At 39.0% G+C, this 12,930-nt stretch carries 12 protein-coding genes; 8 read left to right on the top strand and 4 right to left on the bottom strand.

The window, feature by feature from the left end:
• The first annotated feature begins 84 nt into the window (after positions 1-84).
• Entirely contained in the window at positions 85-2,118 is a 2,034-nt protein-coding gene (locus V7K84_RS01675) for a GAF domain-containing sensor histidine kinase (protein ID WP_334835755.1), read from the top strand.
• Between the two features lie 88 nt (positions 2,119-2,206).
• Here V7K84_RS01675 and V7K84_RS01670 read toward each other — a convergent pair whose 3' ends face one another.
• Together V7K84_RS01670 and V7K84_RS01665 are read right to left on the bottom strand one after the other, a co-directional pair.
• Positions 2,207-3,037: an ATP-grasp domain-containing protein gene (locus tag V7K84_RS01670; protein ID WP_334835753.1), complete on the bottom strand. Its 831-nt coding sequence runs from the start codon at positions 3,035-3,037 to the stop codon at positions 2,207-2,209.
• Between the two features lie 37 nt (positions 3,038-3,074).
• On the bottom strand, positions 3,075-3,968 hold the full coding sequence (locus V7K84_RS01665) for a hypothetical protein (protein ID WP_334835751.1): 894 nt from the start codon (positions 3,966-3,968) through the stop codon (positions 3,075-3,077).
• Between the two features lie 135 nt (positions 3,969-4,103).
• On the opposite strand from V7K84_RS01665, the gene V7K84_RS01660 reads away from it, so the two are divergent.
• Genes V7K84_RS01660 through V7K84_RS01645 form a run of 4 tightly spaced genes read left to right on the top strand, consistent with a single transcriptional unit; the run spans position 4,104 to position 7,513 of the window.
• Positions 4,104-5,021: a metallophosphoesterase family protein gene (locus V7K84_RS01660; RefSeq protein WP_334835749.1), complete on the top strand. Its 918-nt coding sequence runs from the start codon at positions 4,104-4,106 to the stop codon at positions 5,019-5,021.
• 4 nt (positions 5,022-5,025) lie between these two features.
• Positions 5,026-5,559 carry a GAF domain-containing protein gene (locus V7K84_RS01655; protein WP_334835746.1) on the top strand — a complete coding sequence of 178 codons (534 nt, stop codon included), beginning with the start codon at positions 5,026-5,028 and terminating at the stop codon, positions 5,557-5,559.
• Between the two features lie 53 nt (positions 5,560-5,612).
• Complete coding sequence (locus tag V7K84_RS01650; RefSeq protein WP_334835744.1) at positions 5,613-6,872, top strand: AAA family ATPase; 1,260 nt, start codon at positions 5,613-5,615, stop codon at positions 6,870-6,872.
• Positions 6,869-7,513: a retron system putative HNH endonuclease gene (locus V7K84_RS01645; RefSeq protein WP_334835742.1), complete on the top strand. Its 645-nt coding sequence runs from the start codon at positions 6,869-6,871 to the stop codon at positions 7,511-7,513. Before V7K84_RS01650 ends, V7K84_RS01645 begins: the two co-directional genes overlap by 4 nt.
• A gap of 231 nt (positions 7,514-7,744) precedes the next feature.
• Here V7K84_RS01645 and V7K84_RS01640 read toward each other — a convergent pair whose 3' ends face one another.
• On the bottom strand, positions 7,745-8,284 hold the full coding sequence (locus V7K84_RS01640) for a group I truncated hemoglobin (RefSeq protein WP_334835740.1): 540 nt from the start codon (positions 8,282-8,284) through the stop codon (positions 7,745-7,747).
• 544 nt (positions 8,285-8,828) lie between these two features.
• Here V7K84_RS01640 and V7K84_RS01635 point away from each other — a divergent pair.
• Positions 8,829-9,122, top strand: coding sequence for an antibiotic biosynthesis monooxygenase family protein (locus V7K84_RS01635; protein WP_334835738.1), 294 nt, complete (start codon positions 8,829-8,831; stop codon positions 9,120-9,122).
• 350 nt (positions 9,123-9,472) lie between these two features.
• Here the strand turns inward: V7K84_RS01635 and pcrA are convergent, their stop codons facing one another.
• On the bottom strand, positions 9,473-11,797 hold the full coding sequence (gene pcrA, locus V7K84_RS01630) for a DNA helicase PcrA (protein ID WP_334835735.1): 2,325 nt from the start codon (positions 11,795-11,797) through the stop codon (positions 9,473-9,475).
• A gap of 178 nt (positions 11,798-11,975) precedes the next feature.
• Here pcrA and V7K84_RS01625 point away from each other — a divergent pair, with 178 nt between their 5' ends.
• Positions 11,976-12,227 (top strand): hypothetical protein, encoded by a 252-nt coding sequence (locus tag V7K84_RS01625; protein ID WP_334835732.1) that lies wholly within the window; start codon positions 11,976-11,978, stop codon positions 12,225-12,227.
• 2 nt (positions 12,228-12,229) lie between these two features.
• The gene (locus V7K84_RS01620) at positions 12,230-12,637 is read left to right on the top strand and encodes a type II toxin-antitoxin system VapC family toxin (protein WP_334835730.1); all 408 of its coding nucleotides are present in this window, start codon (positions 12,230-12,232) and stop codon (positions 12,635-12,637) included.
• Positions 12,638-12,930 lie beyond the last annotated feature (293 nt).

The raw sequence follows: 12,930 nt of genomic DNA, 5'->3' as shown, positions 1-12,930 counted from the left end.
TACCGTTTTAAGTTATTGGTTAGTACATAATCAAAACAAACTTTTTTCCCTGGATTCAGCCCTCTCTTACCAAAATGATTGAAAATGCTTAGTTCTCCTGATTTGAGCTTTTCTCGAACCTTGCCTATTGTTGTATTTAATCAGCTTGGGGAGTTGTTAGAACAGATGGCTCAAACGGTGGGAAGTGCCGTTTTGATACTAACAGAAGCTGTGTTGGTGCGGATTTACATACCTGTGGAGTGGCAAAGGCAAAGGTTTACATTAGTGGTTTCTGAGCAGTTTAGCGTCCTTTTGGTAGGAACCTTTGAGCAAGGAAGCAGGGAAACAGAGGGGCAAGGAATTTACTCAGAAATCAATGCTCAGTTGACGTTTAATTTGGAGGCGATCGCTTCTTTTATCTACGAATTGAGAGACTTGTTTGAGTGCGATTCTTATACTCACCAAAATCTCGAACGCTATCAGCAAATTATTAGACCTAATGATGCCACGCTCCAAAGTCAATTTACGCTGTTGTTATTAGAATATCTCCTAACTCAGCCAAACCAAGAAATAATAGCATCTCCAAGCCCAGTTGGGCCAGCAGTTTATATCTGTCAGCCAGTGGAAGATGCTTTAAAAAAACAGATTTCCCAAGAGCGGTTGTTAAATCAGGTAACAACGCAGATCCGCAAAAGCCTAGATTTGCCTGTCATTATGGCGACGGCAATTACACAGGTGCGTGAGTTTCTGGAATTAGACAGATTAGTAATTTATAAATTTGAAGGTTCCCAAGTCAATAGTAAACAATACCAATCTGATACTATTCCCCTGAATGAAACGGCACTGACAACAGGTATGGAACTATCAGTTTGTAAACCGGCCGAAATCTATTTTTCTATACATGAGAACCAGGGTGAACACTCGCCTTCTGTATCAGTTAATAATCAAACATTATTAGAAGATTACCAACGGTATGGAGGTTATATTGTCTATGAAGCTCGTGCTAGAGATGCTATTACATCGGTATTGAATTACACGGAAAAAAATTGCTTTGTCCGAACCTCTCAATGTTGGGAGAAGTATCAGCAAGGTTTTACCTTAGCTGTGGATGATGTCGAAAAAACTTATGCTTTGGAAGAGTGTTTGTTAAATTTTTTAAGGGAATGCCAAGTTAGGGCTAAGTTCGCTGCACCGATTATGTTTGAGGACAAACTGTGGGGATTGCTGATTGCTCATCATTGCGATGAACCCCACCAATGGAATGATAGCGAAAAAAACTTGCTGGTTGCGATCGCAGAACAATTAGCGATCGCTATTCACCAAGCTGAGTTAATGCAAACCCTCACTCAAGAAAAACAAAATCTCGAACAACGAGTTATTGAGCGCACAATGGCTCTGCGTGATGCTCTCCTCGCCGCCGAAGCTGCTAGCCGGATCAGAAGTGAGTTTCTCGCTACTATCAGTCACGAATTACTCACGCCTTTAACTTATGTGATTGGGATGTCTTCGACATTATTACGCTGGCCGTTGGGTGAGTTGAGTCAACGACAACGCGGTTATCTGCAAACCATCCACGACAGTGGAGAACATTTATTAGGAATGATTAACGACATTCTCGATTTATCACAAATCGAGGCTGGTAAAACGGCTTTAAATATTTCGGAATTTTCTTTGGTGAATGTTGCCGAAAATGCTGTGAAGTCGCTGCGAAAAAAAGCAACTATTGAACAAATTAATCTTATACTTGATTTGCAAATCGATCCCAGGCGCGATCGCTTTACCGCCGATGCAAAACGAGTAGAACAAATTCTTTTGAATCTGTTAACTAATGCGATTAAATTCACCCCTGAAAGTGGCAGCGTTACTTTACGTCTTTGGGTGGAAGACGACACCGCTATTTTTCAAGTAGAAGACACCGGAATCGGTATTCCTGAAGAACAATTACCATTACTGTTTGAAAAATTTCAGCAACTAGATACACCCTATCGCCGCCGCTACGAAGGTACGGGACTTGGACTAGCTTTAACTAAACAACTTATAGAACTCCATCGGGGTAGAATTGAAGTAGAATCAACTGTAAGTATTGGTTCAATTTTTACTGTATGGATACCAACTCAGACAATGAGAGTGGTGAGTTAGGAGTTAAGCAAGAGACGCGATAAATCGCCGAATAATCAGTCGTTTGTAGAGACGGCGATTTATCGCGTCTTTCTGATAATTTATTTCTTCAATTTGAGGCTAGGCTAACAAGCATTTTTTCAAAAATTTTCAACACATGCTCCTCTCCATTGTCTCTAATAAAAATGCCAAAATTTGGGTGAGAGTTGATTTCAATTAACCAATATTGATTATCTCGATCTAATACAATATCAAAACCACCATAATTAAGGTCTAACTCTTCAAAAACTGGTTTAGCAAAATTAGTAATCTCTGATATTATTCGTGGATCGTTAATATACTTTGCTTTCGCACCATCCCAGTGTAAAGGACTGAGATTACCGACAAATTTGGCATCAGTTATATCTTTTTCATAGAGCAAAACTAACTCTCTATTTAAGAAAACCGCTCTATATTCAGATTTGATGTGAATAAATTCTTGAGCAAGAGCGACGTAATCATACTTATTATTGATAGTAAAAATCTCTTTTAAAGCAGTTTCAATTTCATCTATATTCTTACACAAAAAGACATTATGTCCGCTGGCACCGGAGTTTCTTTTAATAATTACTGGTGTTTCAAAATTTTCCTTTATTTCTAATACGATATCTTGAATAGTTGGAAATTTTAAGTAAATTTTATATTTGGTGTCACAAAAAGGGGAAAGAAAACCCACTGTCCGAGGAAGTTTAACTTTTTTATTTAAAACATGATAAGTATATTCTTTGTCTTTGAGCAGGTGTGCTACTGCTTGATTAAGCAACGGAGTACTATAGTTACAAAAATAATGCTGTTTACTATTCAATTTTATTTTGACTAAGTTTTCCGAAGGATGAAGAATTTCATAGCTGATGTTTAAATTTTCACAAGCTTTCAGCAATAGCGAAACGTTGTCTAACATAAATACTTAAAGTTAAACGTCCAAATTACGAATTATTTTAACTTGCTGTTTGCCGTTTAAAAATTACTATTTCAGTCCCAACAACCGGGTTACGAGCTATCAGCGTATTTTGGGAGTCAATAATTTCTAAATGAGTAAAATCAAGTTCTTGAGAGCGCTGTAATATTTCCGCAGCTAGTTTGTCTTGCTGAGATTCATTGAGAGTGTACCAATCATTACTAATTTTGACAGTCAAGTTACTTGTACGGAAGTTGGCTTGAATAGACTTTATCAGACCAGAGGCAACGCGATCGCTAATTTCGGCTACCTGATTTTCAATAGCCGCAATCAAAGCTTGTTCAGGTGTCAATTCTATGATGGGTGTCGGTGTTGGGATTGGCGTTGGTGTTGGGATTGGCGTAGGAATTGGTTCTGGTTCCGGTTCCGGCGTTGGTGGCGTAATTTGTACTTCTGGCGGCGGCGTAATTTCCTCTGGTGGCTGTGGTTCTGGTGCGACTGATTCCGGTGGAGTAGTTATCGTTGGTGTTGGTATGGGAACCTCTTCAACCGGGGGAACGGTTGCTATTTCCGTAGGTTTACCAGTAAATACAGTTGTAGTCGTCCAAACGAGAATTACAGCAACTCCAGTCACAATTCCCGTCAAAGCTGTATCTGATAACTTTGTTGACAAATTTGATGGTAAAAACAAGCGGATTGTCCTTAACAGTCCACCCCATCTCAACTGAAGCTGCTGAAAAAAACCAGGTTTTTCCTCACTACCAGGTGGAGGTGCTGTCTCCAGTTTTTCCACCGTTACTTCTAAAACCCCAATCGTCCCTTGGAGAAGTTGGATAATTTTAGCCTTCCAAAATGGCTGAACTCTCTGGTAAGGTTTTTGGGGAGGTTGAGTTATCTGCTCATCCGTCGGTTTTGACTGATTGTCTTGTGACATGGAACTTTCACCAAAAGCAGCGAATCAAAGACAAACAACGTACATTATTACTGGTGCTGCCTTCTTTTGCATTAATGTATCACTTCATTGCTCATTGTTTTCGCTAAACTGATTATTTATTAAATTTGGTGATTTATGAAACTGAAACGCCGTCAATTTTTATTTTTAAGTAGCGTCAGCGCCATTGGTACAGGATTTTTAAGCTGGATGTTTGCTCATCAAAATCATCAAAGTGCTGATATTAGCGATTCAACAACAGCTATAGCCGCCAACCCAACCAAAAAAGACTTGTTATTACGTTTTGTGTCTGTAGCAGATACGGGGACTGGGGCTAAAGGACAGTATGCTGTGGCTGGAGCTATGAATGCGTATCATAAGAAAAATCCTTATGATTTAGTCGTTTTAGCTGGAGACAACATTTACAATAACGGCGAAATTGAGAAAATTAATGCAGTTTTTGAGCGTCCTTATCAAGGTTTACTCAAGCAAGGTGTGAAATTTCAGGCTTGTTTAGGTAATCACGATATTCGTACCGCTAATGGCGATCTACAAGTCAAGTATGCTGGCTTTAATATGAAGGGACGTTACTATACATTCCGTCGCGGAATTGTGCAATTTTTTGCTTTAGATACTAACGGAAATGCTGATTGGAAAAACCAGCTACCTTGGTTAGAAAAAGAATTAAGTCTTAGTAATGCTCCTTGGAAAGTGGTATTTGGTCATCATCCAATTTATTCATCGGGTCAGTATGGGAATAATCCAGATTTTATTAAAACTTTTACTCCGCTATTTAAAAAATACGGCGTTCAACTTTACATCAATGGTCACGAACATAATTATGAGCGCACTCGTGCTATTGATGGGACAACTTACTTAATTTGTGGCGCGGGTGCTGGTAATCGTCCTGTAGGGCGTTCTGAGTGGACAGGGTATTCTACCAGTGACTTAAGTTTTGCTTCTTATGAAGTGTATAAAGATAGAATAGAAATAAGTGCGATCGCTACTAATAATCGCGTTTTTGATAAAGGGATTATTCAATTAAAATCAGCTTAGTTATATGACTCAGCAAGAACTTACTTCTGGACTCAAAAATATTGTAGAATCATCTCAAACACCAGAGGCTATATTTTCTGCACTATTACCAGCTATAGGCGATTTTTTGCAGTCTGATAGATGTTTTCTATACCTGCACAATCCCCAAAATGATCTTGGTAGAGTTGCCTTTTGTTGGATTCGTACTCCAGATATACCAACTGTTTATAATGAAGAATGGGCAGCACAACCCCCAACTTTAGTAGATGAAGATCCGATGTTTGCGGCTGCGTTACGTGCTGAACGTTCAATCTTTGTTGAAGATGTAGAAACTGCTGCTCCTCAAGTATTAAATCGAGAATTTGAACAGAAGAATTTTGGACATCGGGCCCTTATTCATGCCCATATACGTCAGGATGGACAACTCTGGGGAATTTTACAACCATGCATTTTTGGTCATCCTAGAATTTGGACTGAATATGAACGAGGCGTCATTAATAATCTTGTCGATAAAATCACACCTTTAGCAGTTGATTATGTCAAGTCTGCTTTCGATTAGTTGTAGGTTGGGTATTACGCACCAAGTAAATTACATTCAGCGTTATTAAAACTATGAAAGTCAAGCGCCTGACAATGCAATCCTTCCGTGGAATCGGCGATTTGACGCTTGAGTTCGATGAAGCAGAGCCAACGGTATTTATTGGTATCAACGGCGTAGGTAAATCGAGTATTATTGATTGCCTTGCTATTCTTCTATCGCGTTTTACTAGCTCGATTCAACACTCAACATCTTCAGGAAGAGTCTTCAGGGAGGAAGACATCACTAATGGGCAAAAGGAAACACATAACGAAATCACTGTTTCATTGAATTCTGAAGAAGCAATATGGTCTCTAACCAAGGTACATAAAGGATTAAGCAAAGATACTAACACTAACCTGTCAGCCATAACAAAGGTTGCTGAAAATATCAAAAAAGATTTATATATATCTAATCAATTAAATATTCCTGTCTTAGTTTATTATTCCACCAATCGTGCAGTCTTGGATATTCCTTTGAAGATTCGCACAAAGCATTCATTTGAACAAATAGATGTATATGAAAACGCACTTACAGGAGTAGGAAGTGAGTTTAGAATCTTCTTTGAATGGTTTAAAAAGCAAGAAGATTTAGAGAATGAGTTACGCCTAGAAGGTAATTCTAGTTATCGGGATAGGCAATTAGAATCAGTCAGGCAAGCCATATCTTCATTAATACCGAGTTTTTCTAATTTACGAGTGCGTCGTTCCCCGCTAATGAGAATGACTGTGCAAAAACAAGGTAAAGAACTCATAGTTAATCAACTATCTGATGGGGAGAAATGCTTGCTGGCTATGGTGGGAGATTTAGCAAGACGATTAGCGATCGCTAACCCTAGTTTACCAGATGCACTCCAAGGTAGTGGCGTTGTTTTAATTGATGAAATTGAACTCCACCTACACCCCAAATGGCAACGAGAAATTATTCCAGCTTTGACAAGAACATTCCCCAATTGCCAATTTATTGTCACCACGCATTCGCCTCAAGTAATTAGCCAAGTCAAGCCAAAAGGAATTTTTATTCTAGAAAAAAAAGATGAAGGTGTTGTTGCTAAAAGACCAGAAAGTTCTTTTGGTAGAGATAGCAATCGTATATTAGAAGACCTCATGGGTGTTCCAGAACGTCCCAAGGAAATTAAGGAAAGTCTTTTAGAACTTTTTCGACTAATTGATGCTGGAAATATTGAAGGTGCTAGGCGATTACGTCAACAATTGGCTAATGAAATTGGAGCAGATGAGCCAGAGTTTGTCAAAGCGGATGTACTCATTCGGCGAAAGGAAATTCTCAATAGATGAAGTATATAAAAAAGGTTGCAAAACCGATTAGCTTAACTAAATGGAATAATAACCTTGGCAGTAAGGTACTTCCTTGGATAAAATTCAAAAAATCAGTGAAAAATGATGTGTTCGAGGCATTGCTCTGTGAACAAGGTTATATCTGTTGTTACTGTGGTGCTTCGATCACTAGGAATGAATGCCATATTGAACACTTGAAACCCAAAAGTATTTATCCACAATTGACTTATGAATACGCAAATCTCATGGTGTCATGTCAAGGTGAAGATGAAAAACAACCTCGAGTACCAGTACATTGTGGTCATAGAAAAGATAACTGGTACGACGAGCATCTGATGGTTTCGCCTCTAGAAATAACCTGCACTGATTTTTTCAAATACCCTGCTTCTGGAGAAATTCAACCAACAGATGAGCCAGCGAAAAAAGCTGCTGCTGAAACAACAATTGAAAACCTTGCACTCAATATCAGCAAGCTGCAAAATATGCGTAGGCTAGCAATTGACGCTGCATTGCTTGCTACTGATGGTTTAACTGAAGCAGAAATACAGCTACTTGCTCAAGGTTATGAAAAACTGGATGCCAATGGTCAATATACTCCGTTTTGTGCTGCTATTAGCTATTTTTTCAAGAATTATTTTTAATTCAATAAAATGTTTGCGTAGGAGTAGCCCGTCGTAGACATACATTCAGATTAAACTAAGTAACATTAACTTAATTTTATGAACTATTTCCGACTGTTGAACACTTTGAAAAAATTGCAATATACAAAACAAGAACCCCGACTTCTCAAATAAGTCGGGGTTCTGCGATTTTATCACTCTACTCGTTGCAACTGCGCTACTTTTGGGTCAACTATCTTTCGTCACCCCTGTCTATAACTTTTCAACAATCTGGTCTCTAAGACTATTGGCAAATGCCAACACTTGGTTTTTCTCTGGTTGCTTGACCCCATTTTTATCAAGGGCTAGGCCTATATCATTAACAAAAGCATAAAATTCACCATTGGTGAGACCTCCACCAATTCCACTATGAGAAAGCTTCATAGTCCGCCCAGTATACACACAAGGACCACCTGCTGCTTGGCAGAATTGAGCTATTAGCAACTCACGCAGGCGCTGTTTTGAGTTGGTACTCAAGCCAATAAAGTATTTACCAATCAATGGGTCAGCAAATATGTTTCCTGCGGAATCGTCAATGACTGCGGCAATTGCGTTGTAGCCTCCTAATCTGTTATAGAGAGACCTTCCTGCTGAATTATGAGCTATAGCCACTTCCGCTGCTGGTATTGGAACTAGCGGTGTTGTCGTGGAGCGAGCCAAACTAGGACTTAACCTGAAAATAGTCACAACCATGATTGTGATAAAAACTAATGTCAACCAGAAAACCTTTGTAAATAGGTTTTGTATTTTCATCGTCAAAGCCCCTCTGTTAAGTTTGATGCTGGATCGGTTTTGTTACTTCACACAAAAAAATTCGCCTACAAAGATGAAGCCTAAAAAATAACCGAATTTATGCCTACTAAAATTTGTATGGAATGTCTAAAAAACTTTGTAGTTCTGACTTTATTCCATAGTAAATATCTGAGAAAATCCAAGCTTTTCTCGTCTATTTAATAGCCTTTTTTAATAGCAATGCCTGAAATACAGAACACGCATTTTTAGGAAATATCGCGCCCAAACAGAACTTGTTTTAAAAGTAAGTGCTTTTAAAATAAGTTCTGTTTGATTGATCAAGCAAGAAGTATAGTACCACTGATCTCATGAATATTTAATAATTAGAATAAAATAACCTACTTTTCCCACTTTTCCTACTTTTTAAAATACATATAATTTATTGAAAGGTTTGCTTAGAACATCAGTGCATCTTCAAAAACAAAGTTAATGCCTACATTTTTATGAGTAATTATGCTTAAAATTATACTAAATAACATTAGTCCAATTGTCACCACAAAACTTTATGATTCTTGAGGCAGTTATTCTTAATGTCAAATCTGGTCTAGAATTCGATTTTGAAGCTACTTTCAAAAAAGCTTCTAAAATTATTTCCTCAATGGACGGATATTTATCCCATGAATTGCATAAATGTATAGAAGTCCAAGGTAAATATTTATTACTTGTCAGATGGGAAACTTTAGAATCTCATACTGTAGGATTTAGAAATTCTGCTGAGTATCAAGAGTGGAAAAAACTTCTACATCATTTTTATGAGCCATTTCCTACTGTTGAACACTTTAAAGAAATTGAAATATGAAAGACAACAAGTTACAAAAACTCATCCTTTGATAAGTTCAGAAGAATCTGGAGTGAATACAACTTAAGCTCAACTTATAAATGTTGGTGTTTTAGTTACAACTAACTCGTTTTTAGATAAGTAAAACTAAAGTTGGATTTAATCAATTTAATGATTAATTATAAAAAGTCCAAAAATGATAAGTTAGAAAGGAGTTTTATTAACTAAAACTCCTTTCTAACTTATTAATGAACAAATTTTAGTTAGTCCAGCACGTTCTGGAGTTATAAATGCTTTTTCTGTAGTTGACACAGCTTGTTATGTAGCAACGCACCATCAAAATATAGTCTATCTGGTCGTTTATATACCTCTTACTCTACTCGTTGCAACTGTGCTACTCTTGGGTCAACAATTTTTTGTCCCAAACTGGCAAATTTAATTGCTACAGACATCTTATTACCCGTTCCGAAAACATGAGTGATTTCACCAAGACCAAAAGTTTTGTGTAATACTCGATCGCCTACTTGCCAATTCTGGGTTGAGTCTTGTTTCCCATTAGGAGTAGAGGCACTTTTGGTATAACTTTGACGACTCGCGCGTTTGGTAGATAATAATTCTTCTGGTAATTCGTCGAGAAATTGCGATCGCATCGCAGGTTCCCGCGAACCATACAAACGGCGTTCCCGCGCGTGTGATAAAAATAACCTTTCTTGAGCGCGAGTAATCCCCACATAACACAAGCGGCGTTCTTCTTCCAAAGATGCAGGATCGCTTAGGGAACGGTAGCCGGGAAATAGCCCCTGTTCTAATCCCACCAAAAATACTACGGGAAATTCCAAACCTTTGGAAGCGTGCAAAGTCATTAAAGAAACGGCTGTCTGTCCTTCTTTTAAGTTATCCAAATCGGAACTGAGGGCAGCACTACTTAGAAAGTCTCGCAGAGAAACTTCTTCATTTTCTTCTTGAAATTGCAGCGCGGCGTTATAAAGTTCCTGGACGTTTTGTACCCGATCTGTGGCTTCATCTGTGCCTTGATTCATCAAGTCTTGAACGTAACCAGAATCTTCTAGTATTCCTTGCAAAACCTCTGTTACGGGAAGCGTGGCGACTTGTCCTTGCCAACGGCTAATCGTTGCGGCAAAGTTATTTACAGCTTTTGTCGCCCGTCCAGCTAACGTATTAACTGATGTTTCATCGCTGAGTATTTCCCACAAAGTTGTCCCTAATTGCTGAGATGCGTTCATCAAAGCGTCAATAGTGGTTTTGCCAATTCCCCGCCGGGGAGTATTAATAATTCGTAATAAACTGACTGTATCAGCTGGGTTATTTATCGCTCTTAAATAAGCAACGACATCTTTAATTTCTTTGCGATCGTAGAACCTCATTCCCCCCACAACTGTGTAAGGAATTTGATATTTCACCAACAATTCTTCAAAGGGGCGAGATTGGGCATTCGTTCGATAAAGTATGGCAAAACTACCCCAGTTTAACTCTGGATTTTGCTGTTCTAAAGTGCTAATTTGATTAATTACAAATGCCGCTTCTGCAAGTTCTTCATCGGCTTTGTGACAAGTAATCTGTTCGCCCGTCCCCCGCGTCGCTTTCAGGACTTTATCAATACGTTGGGTGTTATTTTCAATTAATTCATTAGCCGCTTGCAGAATGTTTTCACAAGAACGATAGTTTTCTTCTAGCTTAACCATCGTCCGGGTGTCATCATCTACCAAACCATCGCCAAAGTCTTCCTGAAATCCTAGCAAGATGGTGAAATCTGCCATCCGAAAGCTGTAAATTGATTGATCCGCATCGCCGACAACAAAAACTGAGCGATTTTCCCATTGCCATTCGCTCTTTTTGGTTTCGCCGTTAGTAACTAATAAATTAATAAGTTGATACTGAGTGCGGTTAGTATCCTGATATTCATCTACGAGAATATGGCGAAACTTGCGATGCCAGTAACCCAATACCTGCTCGTTTTGTTGAAATAATCTCGTAGGTACAAGAATAAGATCGTCAAAGTCAAGAGCGTTGTTTTGTGCTAACTTATCTTGATATAAATTGTAAACTTGGGCGATTACCCGTCCGCGATAATTGGGTTGATCTTGCTCAAATTCTTGGGGCGATAAACCTTGGTTTTTAGCGTTACTAATAGCGTAGCGAACAGAGCGAGCGTCAAATTTCTTATCGTCTAAATTTAGCTCTTTATTAACGATTTCTTTGATCAGACTGATAACATCTGATTCATCAAATATAGAGAAATTACGATTCCACTTGCGTCCTTTTTCGTCTACGTATTTTTCAACATCAAAACGGAGAATGCGAGAAAACAGACTGTGGAAAGTGCCACACCATAAGTCTTTGATCGTGTTTTTGTAAACTTGCGATCGCAGTAGCGTTTGTTGGTATTCTGTCAACAAATCCAACCGCTGACCGTGTTGTTTCATCGCCAGTTGTTCCGCAAACAGCCGTTGAATCCGTTCTTTCATCTCCCGCGCGGCTTTATTGGTAAAAGTAACCGCCAGGATATTTTCTGGATCGACACGATGTTTCAGAATCAGATTTGCAATGCGATAAGTCAGCGCTCGTGTTTTACCGGAACCTGCGCCAGCAACAACTAGCAACGGGCCGCAGTAATGTTCGACAGCTTGGCGTTGACTAGGGTTAAGGTGACTGAGAAAGTCGATGGTTGTTGTCATAGATGTGAAAAAGCGATGTCTCCGACGGGCTACGTCTACGCCTGGGGTCACATCAATAGAAAGTCGCTATTGCCCAGATTACAACATCCTAACGAAACTTGGTCAACAAAGATTGTGTGGCAATCTTCTTAACCAGAATGGTACTGTATCATGATTTATGTAGAAGTAAGAAAAAGCTATGCTGTCAGTCAAAGGCACATTCCAAAACGGTGTAGTTCATCCTAACGAACCAATTGAAGGGCATGAGGGGCAGTCAGTTATAATTGTGTTTGTCGAAGAAAACCCCACACCTGAGCCAGCAACGCCAGAAGACTCCGATTGGGATAAACTAAGGCAGTTGATTAAAAACTGTGCAGTTGATACAGATATTAGCGATTTGGCACAGCAGCATGACCATTATCTCTATGGAATGCCAAAGCGAGAATCATAACCTTGACGAAAGTTTTTGTAGACACAGCTGCCTGGATTGCTCTTCTTAATGTTAGGGATAATCTTCATCACCAGGCAAATGAGGTAATGGATAGACTTCTGCGCTTAGAAACGCCTTTGGTGACAACAGAGTTTGTACTATTGGAGGTTGCAGATGCTCTGTGTACACCAGTCAGCCGTATTCAGACAGTTGCTTTCATCAACAGTTTGAGAGTTTTAAAAAGTGTGCAAATCATCCCTTTCGACCAAAAATTGCTGGATGAAGGTTGGATGTTATACAGCCAGCGTCCTGATAAAGATTGGGGACTAACTGACTGTATTAGCTTTGCGGTGATGACACAGGAGGGGATTACTCAAGCCTTTACATCTGACCGGCATTTTGAGCAAGCAGGATTTACAAAACTGTTGTAAATCAAAAAATACTGGGATTTAGACAAAGTTTGTGTTGTGGCAATTCATAATTGCCCTGACAATACGTTAACTTTTCTACGTAGAAAAGTTAGCCACTAGTTATTCCTGCGCGTTGTGTCGTAAAATCAGCCACGGGGAATCAAACATCAAAACATGATGAGCAAGCTCTAACTTGTTCTGTTGTCAACACTAGGAGCAATTAAACTAATAAATTGCCCCAATACGTTTTCGTGGGGACATGAAAATGTTTCCTAGACCGTGGTTTATTTGCTTGCAAAACGCTGTACATATCT

This window comes from Nostoc sp. (genome assembly GCF_036917315.1).
Lineage (GTDB): Bacteria > Cyanobacteriota > Cyanobacteriia > Cyanobacteriales > Nostocaceae > Nostoc.
Note: the sequence above shows the minus strand (reverse complement) of the source record. Positions and strands in the feature narration are given on the sequence as shown.